General features: G+C 51.2%; 18 protein-coding genes. 7 read left to right on the top strand and 11 right to left on the bottom strand.

What is annotated here, in order from left to right:
• Positions 1–20: 20 nt before the first annotated feature.
• The 3 genes from AXW11_RS16885 to AXW11_RS16875 are packed head-to-tail and all read right to left on the bottom strand — an operon-like array spanning position 21 to position 959.
• Positions 21–494 carry a putative molybdenum carrier protein gene (locus AXW11_RS16885; RefSeq protein WP_197746154.1) on the bottom strand — a complete coding sequence of 158 codons (474 nt, stop codon included), beginning with the start codon at positions 492–494 and terminating at the stop codon, positions 21–23.
• 14 nt (positions 495–508) lie between these two features.
• A complete protein-coding gene (locus tag AXW11_RS16880) occupies positions 509–772 on the bottom strand; it encodes a hypothetical protein (RefSeq protein ID WP_143743837.1) in 264 nt (87 codons plus the stop codon).
• The gene (locus AXW11_RS16875) at positions 732–959 is read right to left on the bottom strand and encodes a hypothetical protein (RefSeq protein WP_075195754.1); all 228 of its coding nucleotides are present in this window, start codon (positions 957–959) and stop codon (positions 732–734) included. Before AXW11_RS16875 ends, AXW11_RS16880 begins: the two co-directional genes overlap by 41 nt.
• Positions 960–1,213: 254 nt before the next feature.
• Here AXW11_RS16875 and AXW11_RS16870 point away from each other — a divergent pair, with 254 nt between their 5' ends.
• A complete protein-coding gene (locus AXW11_RS16870) occupies positions 1,214–1,846 on the top strand; it encodes a metallophosphatase domain-containing protein (protein ID WP_075195753.1) in 633 nt (210 codons plus the stop codon).
• An 18-nt stretch (positions 1,847–1,864) separates the two neighbouring features.
• Positions 1,865–2,011, top strand: a complete 147-nt coding sequence (locus AXW11_RS16865) for a hypothetical protein (protein ID WP_172514340.1) — start codon at positions 1,865–1,867, stop codon at positions 2,009–2,011.
• Positions 2,012–2,301: 290 nt separating this feature from the next.
• Here the strand turns inward: AXW11_RS16865 and pcaF are convergent, their stop codons facing one another.
• The 5 genes from pcaF to AXW11_RS16840 all read right to left on the bottom strand — a co-directional run bounded on the left by pcaF (position 2,302) and on the right by AXW11_RS16840 (position 9,502).
• A complete protein-coding gene (gene pcaF / locus AXW11_RS16860; protein WP_075195752.1) occupies positions 2,302–3,504 on the bottom strand; it encodes a 3-oxoadipyl-CoA thiolase in 1,203 nt (400 codons plus the stop codon).
• Between the two features lie 41 nt (positions 3,505–3,545).
• The gene (locus AXW11_RS16855) at positions 3,546–5,645 is read right to left on the bottom strand and encodes a 3-hydroxyacyl-CoA dehydrogenase NAD-binding domain-containing protein (protein WP_069183796.1); all 2,100 of its coding nucleotides are present in this window, start codon (positions 5,643–5,645) and stop codon (positions 3,546–3,548) included.
• 81 nt (positions 5,646–5,726) lie between these two features.
• Positions 5,727–6,950, bottom strand: a complete 1,224-nt coding sequence (locus AXW11_RS16850) for a CaiB/BaiF CoA transferase family protein (protein ID WP_075195751.1) — start codon at positions 6,948–6,950, stop codon at positions 5,727–5,729.
• Between the two features lie 14 nt (positions 6,951–6,964).
• Complete coding sequence (locus tag AXW11_RS16845) at positions 6,965–8,125, bottom strand: acyl-CoA dehydrogenase family protein (protein WP_069183794.1); 1,161 nt, start codon at positions 8,123–8,125, stop codon at positions 6,965–6,967.
• 294 nt (positions 8,126–8,419) lie between these two features.
• Complete coding sequence (locus tag AXW11_RS16840; protein WP_075195750.1) at positions 8,420–9,502, bottom strand: alcohol dehydrogenase; 1,083 nt, start codon at positions 9,500–9,502, stop codon at positions 8,420–8,422.
• A gap of 425 nt (positions 9,503–9,927) precedes the next feature.
• Between AXW11_RS16840 and AXW11_RS16835 the strand changes: the two genes are divergently transcribed.
• The 4 genes from AXW11_RS16835 to AXW11_RS16820 all read left to right on the top strand — a co-directional run bounded on the left by AXW11_RS16835 (position 9,928) and on the right by AXW11_RS16820 (position 14,565).
• On the top strand, positions 9,928–10,830 hold the full coding sequence (locus tag AXW11_RS16835) for an alpha/beta hydrolase (RefSeq protein ID WP_069183792.1): 903 nt from the start codon (positions 9,928–9,930) through the stop codon (positions 10,828–10,830).
• Positions 10,831–10,945: 115 nt separating this feature from the next.
• Entirely contained in the window at positions 10,946–12,568 is a 1,623-nt protein-coding gene (locus AXW11_RS16830; RefSeq protein WP_075195766.1) for a flavin-containing monooxygenase, read from the top strand.
• Between the two features lie 79 nt (positions 12,569–12,647).
• Positions 12,648–13,403 carry a glucose 1-dehydrogenase gene (locus tag AXW11_RS16825; protein ID WP_069183791.1) on the top strand — a complete coding sequence of 252 codons (756 nt, stop codon included), beginning with the start codon at positions 12,648–12,650 and terminating at the stop codon, positions 13,401–13,403.
• Between the two features lie 511 nt (positions 13,404–13,914).
• A complete protein-coding gene (locus AXW11_RS16820; protein ID WP_075195748.1) occupies positions 13,915–14,565 on the top strand; it encodes a type 2 periplasmic-binding domain-containing protein in 651 nt (216 codons plus the stop codon).
• Between the two features lie 241 nt (positions 14,566–14,806).
• Here the strand turns inward: AXW11_RS16820 and AXW11_RS16815 are convergent, their stop codons facing one another.
• From AXW11_RS16815 to AXW11_RS16805, 3 genes are all read right to left on the bottom strand, one after another.
• Positions 14,807–15,994, bottom strand: coding sequence for a DcaP family trimeric outer membrane transporter (locus tag AXW11_RS16815; protein WP_069183789.1), 1,188 nt, complete (start codon positions 15,992–15,994; stop codon positions 14,807–14,809).
• A gap of 348 nt (positions 15,995–16,342) precedes the next feature.
• On the bottom strand, positions 16,343–17,254 hold the full coding sequence (locus AXW11_RS16810) for a helix-turn-helix domain-containing protein (protein ID WP_075195747.1): 912 nt from the start codon (positions 17,252–17,254) through the stop codon (positions 16,343–16,345).
• Between the two features lie 102 nt (positions 17,255–17,356).
• On the bottom strand, positions 17,357–18,787 hold the full coding sequence (locus AXW11_RS16805; RefSeq protein WP_069183787.1) for an NAD-dependent succinate-semialdehyde dehydrogenase: 1,431 nt from the start codon (positions 18,785–18,787) through the stop codon (positions 17,357–17,359).
• A 506-nt stretch (positions 18,788–19,293) separates the two neighbouring features.
• Here AXW11_RS16805 and AXW11_RS16800 point away from each other — a divergent pair.
• Entirely contained in the window at positions 19,294–20,286 is a 993-nt protein-coding gene (locus tag AXW11_RS16800) for a LysR family transcriptional regulator (RefSeq protein ID WP_075195746.1), read from the top strand.
• The last annotated feature ends 887 nt before the right edge of the window (positions 20,287–21,173 follow it).

Below are 21,173 nucleotides of genomic sequence, written 5' to 3'. Positions count from 1 at the left end.
GGGGCAATCTGAGAAATCCTTCAACTGAGGCCGCCCCCAGACAACGACAGACAAAGTGCCTCTAAGACGAACCCATACATCCCAGAACAGCGGCTCTCACGGGGGCCAGCCACGTTTAGCGATGTGATGGCATTGCGCTGAACGAACTCTCGGATCATACCCGCTGCAGTGCTCGCCGCCACACTCTCGGTGTCAATAAGCTTATAAGGTTTCTTCTCTCTGATACAGAAAGCCAGCGTGGCTTCAGTACCACCTTCTGGGGCGCTGTGATAGAAAATTACCGTACCGTCGGCATTCAGCACGTTGCGTTTGGTGCGCTGGCGGTACCCACCGGTAATCTCTTCCAGCGGGTAACGGTCATCGATGGGTCCATCTTCAGCCATGCGCCCCCTCGGGCAGCACCCGCCAATGGCCAGTCCCGTTGCCAAGCCCGCATCGAGGGCTGCCCGGTCAGCGCCAGTCTGGCCTCCACTGATCACCTTTCTTGGACACATCATCGTAAGTTAAGTCACATAGCCGGATCGGAGTTCTGCACTTTGCCGTAAGCCAGTGCGTACCGCCGTGCATCAGCCTCAGCCCGGTGCGCAGGCACCGTTAAAGCGGCCCGATGACGAAACCGTTCTGTGGCGTCGGGGCCGATCTCAGTATAGAGCACACGAAGGTCCACGACCTTGAAGTCGTGTTCCATTCTCGCAGCGCGAAACAAGGTATCAATCCATTGAGCATCAAAATCAGGCGCGTCGCTGCACACCGTTTTCCAGCCCCAGGGCATCACTCAACCGCTCGGCAGCTTGCTCCACCGATAAACCAGCTCGTATGAGGGGCTCTCGGGAAATCCCATGAATGGTTTCTGCCTTCGGCTCCCAGTATGTCCACGCGGGGGATGGTCGAATCAGGAAGCTATCCGCGCTACCCAAGGAGTCCACCCAGGCAATCTCAATCGGGTAGCTTTGTTGCATGTCCAACCCAGACTCCTCAACATCGATGAACGTGACTAGGGGGCGCTCCCGGTTATACTTTGGGCTATTCCGAGGAACATAGTGTGTGACATGGGCATGTCTCGATAAGGATGGCCAATGACGGCTGCGTTTTAGCGCGACCAGCCTATCAGATTGTTCGCTGAAGACGGATCCGACTGCGCGTTCCAGAGCAAGGTTACCATTGCTTGCAGACAAAGCATGCCACCCACATTACACGCGAAATAGGAAGACCGATGAGGCTTGTATGTGTTTCTGACACCCACAGTCTACACCGCCGGATACCACAGGTGCCGGATGGCGATGTCCTGATTCATGCCGGAGATTGCCTTGGGGCTGGCACCCTAGATAACGTGGAAGACCTGAACGATTGGCTCGGCACTTTGCCCCACAGGCACAAAATTGTCATTGCCGGTAACCATGATTGGGCGTTTCAGGAGACACCCGAGCTTGCTGTCGAAGCGCTGACGAATGCGATCTATCTTGAGGACAGCGGCGTCATCATTGAAGGTGTTCGATTTTGGGGCTCACCCTGGACACCCACCTTCATGGACTGGGCATTTATGCTGGATCGCGGCCAGTCACTGTATAACAAGTGGCAGCAAATCCCCGACAACACTGATGTACTGATAACCCATGGGCCACCGAAGGGTATCGGGGACCAAGTGAATCTCAGCTTCAAATGCCAGAACGTGGGGTGTGTTGATCTCTTACATCGGCTCAGCCAGCTTAACCTTACAGCACACGTCTTTGGGCATATTCACGAAGGCTACGGCGAGCACCGTCACGGCACGGCGACGTTAATCAATGCCAGCACCTGCACCGCACGATATGCGCCCACCAACCCACCGATCGTTCTCGACCTTTGACAAGACGGGAGACGAGACATGACTGCGGAAGAACTGATCAAACGGCTGAAAAGCCTGCCACCGGAGACGCCGGTCCTGGTTGAGGGTTACGAAACGGGGTTTGATGACGTAGTGGATTTGAAGGCCCAGTGTAATCTCCCAGAAAATAATCGAGGCTTTGAGTAGAGACTTATACAATGAACGCAAAGGTCGCAAAGCGAACATTTGGATTTTGGACAATGTCAGCATTGACCGACGCCCGAGCGATACCGGAGGGAAGAAAAAGCAGTATGGCTTTGCTTCCCTGTTCGCCGCCCTATTAAATGGTTATTCGGTAGTATTGGCCAGGCTCTCCATCCTTATAACCAATTTGCTTGGCTCCCTGTGATTGACCGCTTCCTCAGTGGTCAATCATAGGCTAGGCGTGTCCAGTACACCGAGGCCCCAAATTATAAGGATTCCAAGGGAATATCATCTCAAACTCGTTCGATGAGAGTGGCTATACCTTGGCCCACACCCACACACATGGTGCACAGGGCGTAACGGCCACCGGTGCGCTGCAGTTGGTGGGCGGCGGTCATCAGCAGGCGGGCGCCAGACATGCCCAGCGGGTGGCCAAGCGCAATGGCGCCGCCGTTCGGGTTCACCCGGGGATCGTCATCAGCAATGCCGAGCTCACGCAGGACCGCCAGGCCCTGGGCGGCAAAGGCTTCGTTCAGCTCGATGACGTCAATGTCGGCGATGCTGATGTTCTGCCTCTCTAGCAGCTTCTGAACCGCCGGTACCGGGCCGATACCCATGATGCGGGGCTCTACGCCGGCAGTAGCCATACCGAGGATTTTTGCCATGGGCTTGAGGCCCTGCTGTTTTACCGCGGTTTCACTGGCAACCAGCATGGCGGCGGCGCCATCGTTGACGCCGGAGGCGTTACCGGCGGTCACGCTGCCATTCTCACGGAAGGGCGTGGGCAGGGCAGCAAGTTTCTCCAGCGTACTTTCGCGGGGATGCTCGTCGGTGTCGAATACCACTGGGTCCTGTTTGCGGCGGGGGATGGACACCGGCACGATTTCCTCGGCAAACACGCCCTCTTGCTGTGCTCGGGCCGTCTTCTGCTGGGAACGGAAGGCGAACAGATCCTGATCTTCCCTGGAAATGCTGAATTGTTCCGCGACGTTCTCGGCTGTTTCTGGCATGGAGTCGATGCCGTACTGCTGCTTCATCAACGGGTTCACGAAACGCCAGCCGATGGTGGTGTCTTCAATTTTCTGGCTTCTTGAGAACGCGCTGTCGGCCTTGCCCATCACGAAGGGGGCGCGGGACATGGACTCCACTCCGCCGGCCAGTACGAGATCCATTTCTCCAGCACGAATGGCGCGGAAAGCGGTGCCCACCGCGTCCATACCGGAGCCGCACAGCCGGTTTAGGGTGGTACCGGGTACGGAGGTGGGCAAACCAGCCAGCAGGGCAGACATCCTTGCCACGTTGCGGTTGTCTTCACCGGCCTGGTTGGCGGAGCCCATCATGACCTCGTCGATAGCAGCGGGGTCCAGTTCCGGAGACTGCGCGAGCACGGCCTTGAAGATGTGGGCTGCGAGGTCATCAGGGCGCATGCTGGCAAGGGTGCCGCCGAAGCGGCCGATGGCCGAGCGGCGGGGATGGCAGATGAATACATTTGTCATGATAATACTCTTTGTTTAAGTTTTGAGAGCTGAATGCCAGATTAACCGTTAACGCCAATCCAATCGTTCAAGGTCAGGTCCTCGGCAACCAGTTTCTTGAGAAGAGTCGCTGGGGCCCAATAGGGTTCTCCGGTATCCTCATACAGCCTTTCAATTTCCTTTAGAACATTGACCAATCCACGCTGTCCCGCATAGAACATCGGACCGCCACGGTAAGCGGGAAATCCATAGCCATGAACATAAACCACATCAATGTCACCGGCCCGCTGGGCAATTCCCTCATCAAGTATGCGGAACCCTTCGTTTATCAATGCCAGTAGGTGCCGGTTCAAAATCTCCTCATCCGACAGCGCCCGTCGCTGTACGCCGTACTTCCTGGCTTGCTCTCTAATCACATCCAGAACAACCGGATCGGTTGAGCGCGCTCGCGTTTCCGGATCATACTTGTAATATCCCGCCCCAGCCTTCTGTCCAAGTCGACCAAGCTCAACCAAGGCATCGGCGATACAGTAGCTCCGCGGGTCCCCCTTCTGCTTTTCGGTCAATGCCTGACGGGCCTTATACCCAATGTCCAACCCAGCCAGATCACCTACCGACAGTGGCCCCATCGCCATACCAAAGTTCATAAGCACGCTATCGATTTGGGCAGGCTCCGCGCCTTCGATCATGCACAACTGGGCCTCCCTCGCATACTGTCTGAGCATCCGGTTGCCGATAAAGCCATAACACACACCAGCCAGCACCGGCACCTTTCCTATACGTTTGCCCAGAGCCATAGCGGTCGCGACAACCTCATCGGAAGTACTCTCTGCTTTGACGACCTCCAGCAAACGCATAACATTGGCGGGACTAAAGAAATGCAGGCCAACAACATCCTGTGGCCGGGAAGTCGAAGCAGCAATTTCGTTTACATCAAGGTAAGAAGTATTCGTTGCAAGAATGGCCCCTTGCTTGCACACCTCATCCAGACGACTGAAAACCTGCCTTTTTACATCCATACTCTCGAAGACCGCTTCAATTACGAGGTCGACATCGGCCAATTTCCCGTAATCAACAGCGCCGGTAATGAGGGCTTCTCGCTCCATGGCTTGGTGTTCCGAAAGCTTTCCCTTGCTCACGCTCACGCCGTAGTTCTTACCAATCAGCGCAATTCCCTTTTCCAGCCCTTCCTCACTGGAGTCCAACAAAGTTACAGGGATGCCTGCATTGGCAAATGACATGGCAATGCCGCCACCCATGGTGCCAGCACCAATAATACCGATCCTCTGAACGACACGGGGAGTAACAGACTTATCGATTCCGGGTACCCTTGGTGCCTGTCGTTCCGCAAAGAAAATATGCCTTAACGCAGCCGACTGCTCAGATTTGACACATTCCATGAAGCGGGAACGTTCGAAAGCCAGCCCTTCTTTAAACGGCATTCCCATCGCCGCCTCAACACAACTCACTATTTTCTGTGGTGCTTCCTGGCCTCTCTTGCGCTTATTCAGTTGGCCTCGATAACTCTCGAAGGAGTCTTTATCGAAGCTGTCATTCGGGATGGAGAGATCGCGGATCTGCCTCGGGCGCGCCCCTTCAGTGATGAGTTCTCGGGCATATTCCATGGCACAACGAGTAAGATCGCCGTCAAAAACCCGATCAAGAACACCAAGATCCAGAGCTTCCGTCGCATTGATTTTTTTACCGGTTGTCATCATATCCAGAGCAGCTTTTACCCCTATCAGGCGAGGTAAACGCTGGGTTCCACCCGCGCCGGGCAGTAGCCCCAAGGTAACTTCCGGGAGACCGACGGAAGCTGATGTTAATGCACACCGGTAGTGACAGCTCAAAGCCAGCTCAAACCCGCCCCCCAATGCGGTTCCATGTATAGCGGCGATAACAGGCTTGGTTAAAGATTCAAGAGCCGCGTTCACCTGAGGCAGCGTCGGCTCCTGCATCGGTTTGCCAAATTCATTGATATCCGCACCTGCGATAAATGTACGCCCCTCGCACACGACAACAATTGCTTTCGTGCCGTCACCCTGCGCCAACTTTACCGCGTCGCAAATGCCCTCGCGCACACCCTGGGACAATGCATTTACAGGGGGATTATCGATGCGGATAACACCGAGATCATCAAGTTGTTGATAAGAGACCAACATATGTGGGACGTTCCTCTATTGAAAGGTGGAGCCGAAATCTGAACAGTTAACTCAGGTGGGATTGAGGTTAACGGGCGGGAGTCAGACGACTCCACGGGCCTGAAGATTCCGGATTTCTTCTGCTGATTTGCCGAGAGCTCTCTCAAGAATTGCGACCGTATCCTCCCCAAGTGACGGCGGTGCCTTTTCGTAACGCTGCGGGGTTTTGGAAAACTTGATCGGATTCGCAACTCCCGGAACCTTACCAAGAAGCGGATGTTCCAATTCCAGCTTCATGTTCCGAGCCTTGACCTGCGGATCTTCAAAAACTTCTGCAATATTCTGAATGGGACCGCACGGCACTTGTACTTTACCGAGGCAATCCATCCACTCCCGACTAGTCCTCAAGCGGGTGTACTCACACAGCTTTCCGACAAGCTCCTGTCGATGAACAACCCGCTCCGGATTTGTTGCAAACCGTGGATCCCTCGGCAGTTCTTCGCATCCCATGACGCCACAAAGACGATGGAACTGGGCATCATTACCAACGGCAATGATTACCTGGCCGTCTTTGGTGGGAAACGGCTGGTAGGGTGCAAGATTAGGATGATATTCACCCGTTCGTCCGGGGACACTGCCGCTACAAAAGTAATTCAGAGCCTGGTTCGCCAGCCAACTTACCTGGACGTCCAGTAGGGCCATATCAATATGCTGCCCCTCACCTGTTTTGTTGCGGTGATGAATAGCGGCAAGAACGGCGATCGCTGCATTCATCCCGGTGGTCAAATCAGCCACCGCCATACCCACGCGCTGCGGCCCCGCCCCGGGTTTTCCATCCGCCACACCGGTGATACTCATTAGCCCTGACTGAGCCTGAATCAGGTAATCGTAGCCTGCGTTATGGGCCATGGGGCCGGTGTGGCCAAACCCTGTGATCGAACAGTAAACAATGCCGGGGTTCAGTGCTGAGAGGTCCCCATAACCTAACCCCTTTTTCTCCAGCCCACCGGTTTTGAAGTTCTCTACCAGAACATCGCAACTTGCGGCTAATTCACGGATCAGCGCCTGGCCCTCTGGCTTACCAATATCGATGGTCACAGAGTACTTGCCACGATTGGCGGAGAGGTAATAAGCCGACTGCTTGGTAGGATTACCGGCCTTGTCCCTAAGCCAGGGAGGGCCCCAATGACGGGTATCATCTCCCTGTTCGGGGCGCTCGACCTTGATGACTTCAGCCCCCAAATCAGCCATGATCTGGGTACACCAAGGGCCGGCCATAACGCGGGACAAATCAAGTACTCGAATTCCTGATAATGGACCAGACATACCAGACTCCTGGATTAGAGTGAGCTTCCAGTGTTGCGAATCATTTGCTTGGCAATGACCAACTGTTGGATTTGGGAAGTGCCTTCGTAAAGCCGGAACAGACGCACATCCCGGTAGAATCGCTCGACACAATATTCACTGATATAACCGGCGCCACCATGGATCTGCACTGCGCGATCCGCGACACGGCCTACCATTTCGGTGCAGTAGAGCTTGCAGCTGGAAGCATTCATGGACACCGCGGCACCGGAATCATAGGCTCGCGCGGTTTCCTCCACCATGCATTTGCCGGCGTAGTACTCGGTCTGACTGTCAGCCAACATTGCCTGGACCAGCTGAAAGTTGGCGACTTCAGTGCCGAATTGTTTTCTTTGGGTCGAGTAGGCGAGGCTCTCGTCTATCAGCCTTTTGGCTGTACCAACGCTCAGTGCACTTATGTGCAACCGCCCCCTGTCCAGAACCTTCATCGCTGTTTTAAAGCCCTGCCCTTCCTTACCTCCGATCATGGCAGATACCGGCACTCGAACATCTTCGAAGATCACGTCGCAGGTATGAGAACCTTTCTGGCCCATTTTTTTATCGCGCTGCCCCAACGAGATGCCCGGTAAATCCGCGTCCACCAGAAAAGCGGATACACCCCGACTGCCTTCCTCCCGGCTTCCAGTTCTGGCCATCACCGTGAAAACACCCGCCCGAGGCGCGTTAGTTATATAACGTTTGCTGCCATTGATGACGTATTCATCGCCGTCTCGCTTTGCCGTCGTCACGACCGAACCCGCATCGGAACCGGCGTCCGCTTCTGTCAGTGCAAATGAACCAATCAGTTCGCCGGAGGCAAGTTTCGGAAGGTACTTTGCTTTCTGTTCGGGGGTGCCGTCGATGATAATGCCTTGGGAGCCAATGCCTACGTTGGTACCAAACATCGACCTAAACACCGGTGACGTGTACCCCATCTCCTGAATGATGGCCACTTCTTCACTCATGGTCAGCCCAAGGCCACCGAACTCTTCCGGGATTGATAACCCGAAGAGCCCCATCTCTTTCATTTCCTCGATCACCCCTTCGGGTATTTGATCCTCTTCCGCGACCTGCATTTCCAACGGAACCAAGCGACCCCGGACATATCGCCGGACGCTGTCAATAAATTGGTTCAAAGTCTCGTTATCAAGTGGCATCCCGTTCTCCAAAACTTATTAAGTTGTGAATTAAATTAATAATTTATAAACGAAATATCTATTATATGATCAACATATCTTCTATAACTTCTACTGATACCTTTATCTTTGTCCAAAAAAATTAACCACCAACCGGTATAATGGCTATTTATCTTGTGACTATTTTAAAGTTTCATAAAAAAGCCTCGGTAAAACCCAACCGAGGCAAAGGTAGAGACATACTGAAGATTCACGCCTTAATTTAAAACTTGGTCAACGGTTAGCGTTGACCTCAAGTAGCAAGTCTAGGCTCAATTAGTTCTTGAGAATTATTCGTCCGGAAACCTTTCCGTTGGACAGGTCTTCCACGGCAGATTCAGCCCTCTCAAGCGCCCGAATTTCTACGGGAATGTCTAGAAGATCATGTTGATTCGCAAACGTTACCAACTCCTTCATTTCAGCCAGTGTTCCTGTGTAGGAGCCGATTATGGTAACTGCCTTCGTGACCAGGAAAGGAATCGGATAGCGCAGTTCGCCGCCATGTAAACCGATAACGACCAGCTTCCCTCCCTTCTTAAGAACCTTGAGGCCAAACTCAACAGTTTGTTCGTTGCCCACAAAGTCCAGAACAGCCATGCAATTCCCGTCTGCCTCCCGAGTCAACGTGTCAGTCGCATCTAAGCTACGGGGATCGAGGACGACTTTTGCACCGGCCTTCCTGGCAATCTCTCTTTTATCCTCGGAAACATCCACGCCAACAATGTTACTGATTCCGTCGGATCTCAGCGTTCTGATTGCCAATTGGCCAAGCCCACCGCAGCCAATAACAATCACATACTCTTCTTGGTGCAACGGCTGAATTTTCTTGATCGCCGAAAAGGTTGTCAGGCCGGAACAGGCCAACAGAGATGCATTTGCAGGGTTGAGATCGCCAAGATCCACTAGGTAACGCGGATGGGGAACAGTGATGTATTCCGAGTAACCACCGGGTTTAAAAATGCCGAGTGAAGCAGGCTTACCGCACAGATTTTCTTCGCCCCGCTGACAAACAGAACATTCGCCACACCCAATCCATGGATAGATTAACCTCTGCTCGCCGACCGATGCATCGATGGCATCCTCGCCCACGGCCACAATGGTTCCCACAACTTCGTGGCCAAGTGTTACCGGCAGCCTGATTCCACGGTCTCCGAGATTCAGCTTTTTGCCATTGCCAAGGCCGTAATAGCCGTCATGCACATGAACATCACTATGGCAAACGCCGCAGTAATCGACTTTCAGCAAAACCTCATTTCCTTGCGGAACGGGCATCTCATACTTTACAGGTTCCAAGTTTCCCGCGAACTCAGAAAACTCATAACGGATGTATGCTCCGTCAGTCTCAATCTGATTCGACATTGTTATTACTCCCATGGTTCAGATAGGTACCGGTTCGAATAGCACTTATTATGAAACTTGCCCGTACTCGGTACGTCTATCTGGATTATCGGTTTCCTACTTATTCAACTAATAGAAATTCTGTTTGATTATCCCGTTATTTTGCCTTTCTGGATTGAATAGACTTATTTTTCTTTTGTACAAACCTTTGAAGCGAAACCTGTTAATCAACATCAAGACATCTTCGAAATAAAACAACAACCGGGTCATTCTGAAAAAAGCAGGATGCTCCAATATCTGAACAGGAATCTTCAATACTCAGATTTGGCCGGAACTTAATCTGCAGTTGAAAGTCTTCAGCACCAGCGTAATCCGTAAGTCGCAATCTTTTATGTAAGGAGCTGAAAGACGTTGTATTCATCAGCAAAAAACCAAGAGGAAGAACAATGACAATTAGCAAAGAATCCAATGTCTTGCGCGACCTTTATCAGGATTGGACCAATCGCATGACTGCCAATCCTGATCTTTCCATTGAAAACCTGCGCAGCATGTTTGATGAATGGGGCCAGCCTGCTCTGGAACCGGAAAACGTTCGCTATAAGAGCGACCATGTTGGCGGCGTTGAAGCCATCTGGGCATTGCCAGACGGTGCGGATAGCTCACGCGCCATCATTTACACACATGGTGGCGGCTTCGCTGTGGGGTCCGCAGACAGCCACCGTAAAATGGCCGGCCACCTTGCCAAGGCGCTTAAGGTTCAGGCCGTAATTCTCCACTACCGCCGAGCACCGGAACATCCGTTTCCTGCCCAGATTGAGGACGCTGTATCCGCTTACAAAGCGTTGCTGGATCAAGGCTACAAGGCAGACAACCTGATCACCGCAGGCGATAGCGCCGGAGGCAATCTGGCCATTGCCAGCGTGCTCAAGTTCCGTGATCTGGGGCTTCCCCTGCCAGGGGCAGTGATCGCCTATTCTCCGTGGCTCGACATGGCGCTGCGGGGCGCCACTCTGGAATCCAATGCTTCAACCGATGCACTCGTTGGAAAGCCAATCCTGGAAGGCATGGCGGGCATGTTTCTCGGCGACAAAACCGATCCACTCGATCCATTAGCCAATCCGCTGGAAAACGATTTCGACGGTTTCCCGCCGCTTTATATCACCGCTGGAGGCGCCGAAACGCTGCTTAGCGATTCAGAGACCCTTCACGCCAAGGCCAAAGAGCGGGGTGTAAAAACTGTGCTTTCTGTGGTGCCTGGCATGCAGCACGTATTTCCCGCCCTCTCGGGCCGCGCACCGGAAGCAAACGAGGAACTGGATCGTATCGCCGACTGGTATCAGAACCTCTGATACTTCGTCACCCGCGCCGGCAATTGCCGGCGCGGGCATTCCTGAATTAAAAACAAACGAAGAAACGGGGCGCTTCTTGCTCCGGAGATCAATTGTGTTCGAAGAGGAAGCTCACATGAACGAGAAAACCACAAATACAAGAACCGAGACTCCTGATTTTGACGCCGTTGTAGTCGGCGCAGGATTCGGAGGGCTCTATGCCGTTCACAAACTGCGGGATGAACAAGGGCTGAGAGTTCAAGCCTATGACAACGCCAGCGACGTTGGTGGTACCTGGTACTGGAATCGCTACCCTGGCGCGTTATCAGATACCGAGAGCTTCTGCTATCGATTCTCCTTCGACAAGGAGGGATTGGAAAACGCCCGGTGGAAGAACCGCTATCTGACGCAGCCCGAAGTTCTGGACTATCTGAACGATGTGGCTGACCGTTACGACCTTCGGCGCAGCTACCAGTTCCACACCAAGGTAACCGCTGCCCATTTCGACGAATCTACCCAACTCTGGCGAGTCTGGACAGACAAAGATCAGATGGTTACCGCAAAATATCTGGTAACCGGCCTGGGCCTTCTGTCAGCAACCAATAAACCGCCTTTCGATGGAATGGACACGTTCAAAGGCGAGATCATCCACACCGGTGCATGGCCTGAAGGAATGGATCTCTCCGGACAGCGAGTTGGCGTTGTCGGCACAGGTTCTACCGGGGTCCAGGTTATCATTGCGATGGCCGAAACGGCAGAACACTTGACCGTATTTCAACGCTCTCCACAGTACGTGGTACCGATTGGAAACTGGCCCGAAAGTGAGGAGAAAATTCAGGAATACAAAGACAACTATGACGCTATCTGGGATCAGGTGAAATCGTCTGCTGTTGCCTTCGGCTTTGAAGAGAGCACAGTGCCTGCCACATCAGTCTCAGAAGAAGAACGTGAACGCGTCTTCGAGGAAATCTGGAACAAAGGCGGTGGCTTCCGGTTCATGTTCGAAACATTTTCGGATATCGCAACAGACCAGGAGGCTAACGACGCTGCAGCAAACTTTATCAAGCGTAAAATTGCTCAGATCGTTAAGGATCCCGAGACCGCCAAGAAACTGATGCCCAGCGATCTCTACGCCAAACGTCCTCTGTGTGGCAATCACTACTACGAGGTATATAACCGCGATAACGTATCCTTGGAAGATGTTAAAGCCGATCCGATTTCAAAGTTCACGGAAAACGGCATTCTTCTTGAAAGCGGCAAGGAGATTGAGCTGGATGCGATCATCTTTGCAACAGGCTTCGATGCCGTTGAAGGAAACTATACGCGGATCGACCTCCAGGGCCGCAATGACGTCACCATTCAGGATAAATGGAAAGACGGCCCCCTGGGCTATTTGGGGGTAATGGAAGCGGATTTCCCGAACTTCTTCATGATTCTGGGCCCGAACGGTCCCTTCACCAACCTTCCTCCAAGCATTGAGACCCAGGTTGAGTGGATTTCCGATGCGATTGCAGTGACCGAACGCAACGGCCATAAGACCATCGAACCGAAGCCCGAGGCACAGGAAGCCTGGGTAGAAACCTGCCAATCGATTGCCGATATGACGCTTTTTCCCAAAGCCCAGTCATGGATCTTCGGCGCAAATATACCGGGCAAGAAAAATACCGTCCGTTTCTACATGGCCGGGCTTGGCGCCTACCGGCAAGAGCTTCAGGCCGTCGTTGATGACAACTATTCGACGCTCGAATTCGACAACTGAGCAACGCATGTCCACTACGGAACGGGGCAGTTAAAAAATTGCCCCCTTCTGTCATCGGAGCAGACTCAAGGAAACAATGATGAAACGAGTAACTGGAAAGGTTGCATTGGTTACCGGTGGTGCCATGGGGATGGGGAAATCTCACTCGGAACTACTGGCTGCTGAGGGGGCAAAAGTATTCGTCTGTGACATTGATGTGGAAAACGGCAAACAGGTCGTGGAAGCAATTCGCAGCCAGGGAGGAGATGCTGAGTTTTTGCGACTGGACGTGTCCAATGAAGCTGACTGGAAGGCTGCGGTCACATCGATCAAAGAAAAGGCTGACAGGCTGGACATCTTGGTCAACAACGCAGGAACACTCATTCTCAAACCAGTCCATGAGACTAGTAACGAAGAATGGGATCGCACGTTCGATATAAACGTACGTGGAACTTTTCTCGGCATCCGGGAAGCCGTGCCTCTCATGCAGGAGAGTGGTGGCGGCTCAATTATAAATATTTCATCCATTTATGGCATCATCGGCGCGCCAAGCGCTGGCGCGTACATCGCATCAAAGGGTGCTGTACGTCTGATGACTAAGTCCTGCGCCGTGGACCTCGCAGACTTTAATGTCCGCGTGAATTCCGTGCACCCCGGGGTGATCGATACGCCCATGACTAAGGACTTGCTGCACACGGATGAAGAAACCCGTAAAACGCTTCTTGGCCCCACGCTCATGAACCGGCCCAGCACACCCGACGAGGTATCAAAAGCGGTGCTGTTTCTCGCATCCGACGAATCATCCTTCGTTCATGGTGCAGAAATCATTGTGGATGGAGGATATACCGCGAACTGATTGCACTTCCATCATGGCCTGCTTCAACCCGAAGCAGGCCCCCTTCGACCGTATCTCAATCTTCAAATAGGGGCCGATCATAGTAATGAGCACAAAAGTAAGTAGTGCAAGAATTGGTCGCAAGTTGCAGGAGAACTTCAAAGTATTAATAAACGAGATCAATAAGAAAGTTATAACTCTCGACGGGCTCGCCATAGCGCCGATGATGATACATATCAGCCTTGATATTCTGGCCCGATTTCTATTCAACACCCCCCGCCCGGAATAATCACCATAGTTGCTTACTTATACATCATCATCGCGATCTTCCTGCCACTGCCGTACGCCGAGCGGATCAACTCGTCGATTGCCGTGGAAATACTGACCACAAATTTCTCTCGCAAAACTCAAAACCGCCTGAACGAGTAGATCTACCTGTTGATCAGTACAACCGTATTTGTGATGACCCTCTAAGCCCTCAGAGTAGCCCTGAATAAATACCGGTCCAACACGTCAATTACTGCAGAGTAAAGTGTCCGGTAAAGAGGGCTACCCTTATTCCCAGGCCATTCTTAAATATATAATGATCAGCTGCCCGGAATATCAGAGTGAATTCGCGTCAAGCAACCAAGTCTATACCCCGATTGTATCTATACCCTCTTACGTAATGTTCTGTAATGCTATAGTAAATACGGTTGAAGAACTAAACGGCAAGCGCTTGCGAATATCTGGGGCTTCCTGGGCTCGCTGGGCGAAGAATTTCGGGAGATTATCGGTAGCAATCCCGATACATGAAGTTTATGAAGTACTCGAGCAAGGTTTTGTGGATTGCACCTTCCTCTCACCCGCAGAACTGGCCAACTTCAATCTCCATGATGTTGTCAAAAACATAACTACCGACGTTCCAGGCGGTCTATATGCCGCAGGTCGAGCAACAACTCTTAATCGTGACCCGTGGAATCGTTTCAACACCAGAGAAAATGAGGGTCCGCTGAAGGCCGGACGGATTATGGCTGCCTATGTTAGCTTCCTCTATCAGCAACAAGCTGATAGCGACATGATTAAAGCAGAAAAGAAAGGCATCAACATCCTGGATGGCAGAAGGCAATTTCCTCGAAAAATCAAGAGATTTTATCAAAGAAGATCTAAAATTTTCCCCGGAATTCTACGCAGACGAATATAACATTGATGGGGCGAGAACCAAGAAGCTTGCAGACAAGATGTCCGAACTGATAGAAAAATGGAACGGACTTGTCGGAATTATCGAGGCAGCAGATCAATTGGCTGAACTTTACTGGAATTAAATTTATTCGAAACCTGATCCTGCTCCTTATGGGACATAAAAAACGACACTGATCCATACAGAAAAAGGCCCCGACTGAGAGTCGGGGCAACCAAAGGCACAACAACGCTTAAGTCAATGTTCAGAAAGTGTATTTGGCCATCGCCTGAAGACGTGTCGCCTTCCCTTCACGCCCCCCAACCAATTCTCGAGTATGGTGGCTCACTTCAATCCCGTAATCGACACTCTCGATGGGCGACCACAGGTAGTTCAAATAAAGGCTCGTATTTTGTTCGCCCTCATTGCTAACGTCGACATTTCTTATGTCATCCAGATCAGCTTCCGACACACCATAGGCCAGGTTTGCTAAACCAGGACCAACAGCCACGGATATCCCAAGAGTACCGCCAACGGCTTCAATAGCTTCGAGTTCGCCAGCAACAGGGTCATAGTAGGCCGGCGCAGCCGGGTTTAACCACAGGTAACCACCAACACCCTCTCCGTAGACTACTGCACCTTGCAGGCTCACCCTTGATGAAACGGGCATTTTTCCCGAGAAGGTGACACCATAACCGAATTCGTCTTCTTCCCGGTCAGCAGCGGCATCATAAACAGTCAACTGCCGCAACACGGCCCCTAAGGAATAGTTCAGACCGCCCAGAGCATCGTCATATCTGAGAGTCAGATCTGGAAGGGTACTCTTGATTTCGACGGTCTCTTCCGTTTCATAGGCTAGGCCTCCTTGCTTGTCAGCTTCCTCTAAAGCTATAGAGAGCCCCCCTGTTGAGTAACGAATCTGCGCCTGACGGTCCAGATTTGTTTGTCCGACCTGACCGGTGAAATCAATGCTCGGAGTGTAACCAAGAAACGTCGAAAAGTTCGTTTCGGTTTGACCTGCAAGAATGCCATTCCATGTACCGTACCCCTGCCGGAGTCGAAAGGTCCCGCCGGGCCCATAAAAATCGCCTTCAACCCGGGTCTCGATATTTCCCAGTTCGGTAGGAGTAACGGTTGAAATGCCGATCCTGGACTCTAGGGCGTGCGCGTCAAAATGACCATCGGGGCCACTTGTATCGTCAAGCCTGATATTCTGGTGGAGAATCGAAATACCAAGAGGCGAATCGAAATCATAGATGAGGTCAAGCTTTGCGTAACCATACAGCGTAAGGTTAGTGTCGCCCACTGTGATGCTTTCAGAAAATGCTGGGAGGGATGCTGTCGCCAATAGAATTGCACACGACAGTTTTGATTTCACCACCTTAAAATGGTTACGATTCGTTTGTTTCTCAAATTTATCAGCAATACTCTTGTTTATTTTTTTCTGGATCATCTGGCTTTTCCTTTGTTGATTTTTTATAAAACCAAATCAAATGATCCTGATATAGACCTTTGGAATATTGAATGTATTTATTAATTTTTTGAACCAGAACATAAAAAATAAATTTTATTAAATGGGACCAAAACATTTTTTTAGATTTCGAGCAAAGATTATAACTAGCATAGACACCGAAATTGCTGCATCGCAATTCTGGTTGAAAACCCCTTGCAACTACAGGATCGGGGAAGACCGTATGGGAGTTGGGTTGTGCCGGAAAAATCAGCCAGGCATCAAAACAATGCCCGACTCACTCTGCAAGCAGAGGGTCGGGCATCTAAGGCAAATATCTTGATCAGCAGTTCAACAAAATTTGGTTAGTTTCGTCTTATTCCTATACCTGTTAGGCGTTGTAGAAAATTTGTTCTTGAACAGACGCGTTAGATGGCTCTGATCGGAAAAACCACACTCCATTGCAATAACCTTGATTGGTATATCCATCGGCGACTCAAGCATCGCCTTCGCCATTTCTAGCCTACGCTGAAGAATATAGGCGTGTGGAGGCATACCAAACGCATTTCTGAACAGACGAATAAAGTACGAATTGCTAAATCCTGAGATTTCCGCTAAATCATCGATACTTATACATTGATCAAGGTTTTCAGCAATATATTCTTCAATCGTTTTTTGTTTTGAAACAGGCATACTTCGATCAATCTGAATTTCACGAAGCTTGCATTGAGAATACTCCCTAATCATATGGATACATATCTGAGTCTCAATGGTATCTGCATACAGTTGACCACCGAGACTTTCACCCAGGCACTCCCGTTCGTATGACTTCATCAACTCAGCCAGTGTGGCATCCTGAGAAACAGCTCTATGATCGATATTCAAACTGTCAACATCTTTCTCAAAGAGATCATTAGCGACTTTTTTTATCGCAGACTCGGAGACATAAACGTGTGAGACCTGAATATCATTTGTCCAGAACCATCGAGATGGCTCTCCACGCGCCAGAATTGTCACGCTATCGGTACGAGCATCCTGATCTGCCCACTTACCCGAATGGAAGAAACCAAGATTTTCAGGCGGAGACTCCCACCTGACCAGCATGTAATCCCGCATTTCAGGGATATAAACTTCAGTTTTATCGAACCGATAGTTTCTCATCGAAAGCCGATTTTTTAGCGTATTTTCTACAGTACCCTCACAGATTACCTGCCCAGGTATAACATTTAGAATGTCATTTGGTGCTAACAAGCTACTGGCCATGAACGGTCTCCTTTTTATTTTTGATCGAAAGACCCGAAGATAAAATTAAGTTTATAACCATTTAACTCAAAGCAAACTCTTACTCTTGGCTCTCAACCGACATCAGCTCATCTGAGTCACAAACTTGGTAGCCAGATAACTATCAAAGGTCTCACTGCCACCTTCCCTACCATAGCCGCTTTCCTTGACGCCCCCAAAGGGAGTTTCCGCCAACGCCAGCCCTATGTGGTTCACAGAGACCATACCGGCTTCCAGGCCATTGGTAATACGATGGGCATTGCTAACAGATGAGGTGTACGCATAGGCAGCCAACCCGAAGGACAACTGGTTAGCTCGTTCCAGCACTTCGGTGATGCTGTCGAACGGCACAAAACCTGCAATTGGGCCAAAAGGTTCATCATTCATGAACATCGCATCATCAGGAACATCTTTGAGAACCGTTGGTGGATAAAAGTTTCCCGCGCCAGACGGCGTCTCACCGCCCGTCACCAACACACCGCCCTTCTGACAAGCGTCGTCAACGAACTTCTGCATCTCCGCGACCCGACGAGATTGGGCCAGAGGCCCCATCGTTGTGGAGTCATCGGACCCACATCCTACTTTGATTGTCTTTACCTCTTCCGAAAACCTGGAGACAAAATCGTTGTAGATATTCCGCTGAACAAAGAACCTCGTCGGACAGATACAAATCTGCCCCGCGTTCCGAAACTTGAATCCGACCAGGTCTTTAACGGCTTTGTCGATATCTGCGTCGTCACAAACAATGACCGGCGCATGACCGCCAAGCTCCATGGTGCAACGTTTCATATTAGCTCCGGCAAGTGACGCCAGCTTCCGACCGACCGGCGTAGAGCCGGTAAAGCTGATCTTCTGAACAATCGGCGACCTGATCAAGTACTCGGAAATCATGCCAGAGTCACCAGATACGACGTTAAAAACGCCCTTTGGCAAACCTGCATCATGGAATATTTGTGCCATCAACATTACGGAGGCAGGGGTGTCACTTGACCCTTTAAGAATAACCGTACAGCCAGCGCCAATGGCAGCGACAACTTTGCGGAAAGCCTGACTGAAAGGGAAATTCCACGGCGAAAAAGCAACGCACACTCCTATCGGTTCCTTGAGTGCAGTTTGTTGTACATTCGATTTTCGTGAAGGAATGACACGACCATATATTCTGCGGCATTCCTCCGCGTGCCATTCAGCATGCTCAGCACAGGACAAGACCTCGCCAATGGCTTCGCGAACCGGCTTCCCTTGTTCCAGCGTGAGTACCCGCCCCGTGTTCTCTGCTCTTTCTCGAATAAGCTCGGCCACCTTCCGTAAAATCCGAGAACGCTCCACGGCGGGTTCCTTCTTCCACAAACGAAAGGCTTGTTCCGACGATTCCAGCGCCCGGTCCAGGTCACTCTCACTTGCATAAGGTAGCGTGGCCAGAACCTCATTATTGGAGGGATTCATGACCGACTGGCTGGATTCACCATGTCCGTCCACGAACTGACCGCCGATGTACATCTTGAGATTGGGGTACATATTGCTTCTCCGTCTTGTTTTTGGTTCTCCTCCCGCCCGACAAGCGCTTGTCTCGCGCCAGCAACAACGTGCTCCAGTAGACCAAAGCACTCACATTCCTGCTTTGCTTGGTTGAGCTACTCTTCACGTCGATGGCGAGTACGTCTGAAAGGGGTAGCGCGACCCTCAAAGAATCCGCGCGGGCTGATTCGAACGATTGCTACAACCCTGACCTTTCGTCGTCACAATACTGCAAATGATGCAAGGGCTACTTGATAGCGTCTTGAAGCAATTTGTCCGCTAATTGAATAAAAATGACAAAGATCAAAAAAGCCAAACGCCGCGACAAAGACCAAACCAGAACAGATAACGCATAAACCAATGTTTCCATTATCCTTTTTAATGACCTTGTTTGAAACGTAACCAGTATCGTTTTTTTCTATATTTCCTAGTAACCGTTGGTATAGCTTAAAGGACGGACCGCAATCAGCGGGATACGGCATCTAACAATAAATGGTCAAGACTGTATGGCTTCCAACCTCAAGATTGATCTTCGCCAACTGAACAGCTTTCTTACCATTGCCAAGAGAGGTAGTTTCAGTCGTGCCTCGGAGGCGCTATTCATTGCACAACCGGCCTTAAGCCGCCAAATTAGATTGCTTGAAGAAGCCCTGGATGCTGAGCTGTTTGTTCGCCATGGGCGGGGTGTTTTGCTGACGACCGCGGGAGAAGTTCTTTATGAACGCGCCAAAGGCCTGCTTAAGGATACAGAACAGCTTCAAGCAGATGTGGCGGCAGTCTCTGGGACCGTAACCGGTCAGGTGAAGCTGGGATTGCTTCCAACGATCTCCAACGAATTGGCAACGATGATCGTCAAACAGTTCCGCACACTTTATCCACGTGTAAATCTCGCAGTGAGATCAGCCATGAGCGGCACGCTGCAGCAAATGGTTTCTCAGCAAAAGCTGGATTTGGTGATCACTTATGATCAAAGCAAGCATAAGAACTTGCGCCATACCCCACTGATTGACGAGCGTTTTTTCTTGATTGCTCCGCCGGACACCGAAATCTCGAAACGGAATACGGTGAATCTTGACGAAGTTCTCAATCTACCGCTGATCCTACCCGAAGAAAAACATGGCTTGAGAGCGCGAATGGAAAAGGAAGCGATGCAAAGGCACAAAAAAATCGACCTGGCCTTTGAGGTCAGTGCGTGGCCGCTTCTAAGCGAGATGATAAAGCAACAGCTCGGTTATACCATTTTATCCTCTGCCACTGTCAGTGAAATGGTGGAACGCGGGGAGATTGTTGCCGTCCCTATCGTTAAGCCCGAACTCTACCGTTCGCTGGCGATAGCTACTCCAGGCAACCGCCCCGCTTCAATCGCTGTCAGAAAATTGATTGAGGTGATTTTCTATCAGGTTGCACAACACGTCGAATCCGGGCGATGGAGCGGCAAGCTACTATTTGAAAAACCCGTTGATTGTAAACATCCCTGTTTTAGTTGCACCGCTGATTAGAGTTTTCCGCCCGTTGGTGTTTCGCCAGATATTCCCATGGCGTCAGATCTTCCAGTGAATCGTGGGGCCGGACATGGCTCTGGCGCGAGTCATCCAGGTGTTTGGTTAAGGCAGGCCCCACTGCGCCTACCTGTTCGCCAACAAACGAGGCAACCGGATTAAAGTGCTGGTCCACGATGGTCTTGGTACTAGATGTGTGCCCACCGGCTGAACCGGGGCAAACTCCACTGGGGCGAAACCTGGCGCGGTGAGCAACTGCGCCTGACCGAGTAACAGTTATACGCCTTGGTTCAGTGTCAGCACCGGTGTTAAAAGTCCGTAAAGGAGGTGCGGACGTTATCTTGGACTACATTGGAGGTAGTCTATGTATTCGTATGAAGACCGTATTCGAGCTGTGGAGCTCTATATCGATTGCGGCAAAAGCGCTGCAACCGTCGTCCGACAGTTGGGTTACCCATCAAAGAAGAACTTACGCCGGTGGTACCGTACCTTTGTCGAAAGAGGAGACTTACCTGCAAGGCCCAGCAGGAAGCCCAAATATTCACTGTCTCAGAAGCGGCTAGCAGTAGATCACTATTTCAAGTACGGCCAGTGTTGTCTCGCCCACACGAGAAGATCGCTAGGCTACCCGTGCACTGCCACACTGATTTCATGGATTGACGAACTACACCCTGGGGCAAGAAAGTCTGTGACTGGCAAGACCACAGGTACTTCACCGTGGTCTGCGAGCCAAAAACAACAGGCTGTCATTCAGCTTTGCTCGCGACAGGACTCTGCTGCTGAGTGAACCGCCCCGGGTTTTGAGGAGGCTCCAGCATCTGAGAGAATGGAGCCATGAACAAATCCAACAAGTTTTCCCCTGAAGTTAAAGAACGTGCGGTGCGGCT

This window comes from Marinobacter sp. Hex_13 (genome assembly GCF_001566815.1).
GTDB classification, from domain to species: domain Bacteria; phylum Pseudomonadota; class Gammaproteobacteria; order Pseudomonadales; family Oleiphilaceae; genus Marinobacter; species Marinobacter salarius.
The sequence above is the reverse complement of the archived record's forward strand: the minus strand, read 5'-3'. Positions and strand labels throughout refer to the sequence as shown.

Coding starts and splice junctions, on each gene's coding strand:
- AXW11_RS16870 (WP_075195753.1), top strand. CDS start 1,214: ATGAGGCTTGTATGTGTTTCTGACACCCACAGTCTACACCGCCGGATA.
- AXW11_RS16855 (WP_069183796.1), bottom strand. CDS start 5,645: ATGTTGGTCTCTTATCAACAACTTGATGATCTCGGTGTTATCCGCATC.
- AXW11_RS16815 (WP_069183789.1), bottom strand. CDS start 15,994: ATGATCCAGAAAAAAATAAACAAGAGTATTGCTGATAAATTTGAGAAA.
- AXW11_RS16845 (WP_069183794.1), bottom strand. CDS start 8,125: ATGCCACTTGATAACGAGACTTTGAACCAATTTATTGACAGCGTCCGG.
- AXW11_RS16840 (WP_075195750.1), bottom strand. CDS start 9,502: ATGTCGAATCAGATTGAGACTGACGGAGCATACATCCGTTATGAGTTT.
- AXW11_RS16835 (WP_069183792.1), top strand. CDS start 9,928: ATGACAATTAGCAAAGAATCCAATGTCTTGCGCGACCTTTATCAGGAT.
- AXW11_RS16805 (WP_069183787.1), bottom strand. CDS start 18,787: ATGTACCCCAATCTCAAGATGTACATCGGCGGTCAGTTCGTGGACGGA.
- AXW11_RS16885 (WP_197746154.1), bottom strand. CDS start 494: ATGTGTCCAAGAAAGGTGATCAGTGGAGGCCAGACTGGCGCTGACCGG.
- AXW11_RS16830 (WP_075195766.1), top strand. CDS start 10,946: ATGAACGAGAAAACCACAAATACAAGAACCGAGACTCCTGATTTTGAC.
- AXW11_RS16810 (WP_075195747.1), bottom strand. CDS start 17,254: ATGGCCAGTAGCTTGTTAGCACCAAATGACATTCTAAATGTTATACCT.
- AXW11_RS16850 (WP_075195751.1), bottom strand. CDS start 6,950: ATGTCTGGTCCATTATCAGGAATTCGAGTACTTGATTTGTCCCGCGTT.
- AXW11_RS16875 (WP_075195754.1), bottom strand. CDS start 959: ATGCAACAAAGCTACCCGATTGAGATTGCCTGGGTGGACTCCTTGGGT.
- AXW11_RS16865 (WP_172514340.1), top strand. CDS start 1,865: ATGACTGCGGAAGAACTGATCAAACGGCTGAAAAGCCTGCCACCGGAG.
- pcaF (WP_075195752.1), bottom strand. CDS start 3,504: ATGACAAATGTATTCATCTGCCATCCCCGCCGCTCGGCCATCGGCCGC.
- AXW11_RS16880 (WP_143743837.1), bottom strand. CDS start 772: ATGCCCTGGGGCTGGAAAACGGTGTGCAGCGACGCGCCTGATTTTGAT.
- AXW11_RS16800 (WP_075195746.1), top strand. CDS start 19,294: ATGGCTTCCAACCTCAAGATTGATCTTCGCCAACTGAACAGCTTTCTT.
- AXW11_RS16825 (WP_069183791.1), top strand. CDS start 12,648: ATGAAACGAGTAACTGGAAAGGTTGCATTGGTTACCGGTGGTGCCATG.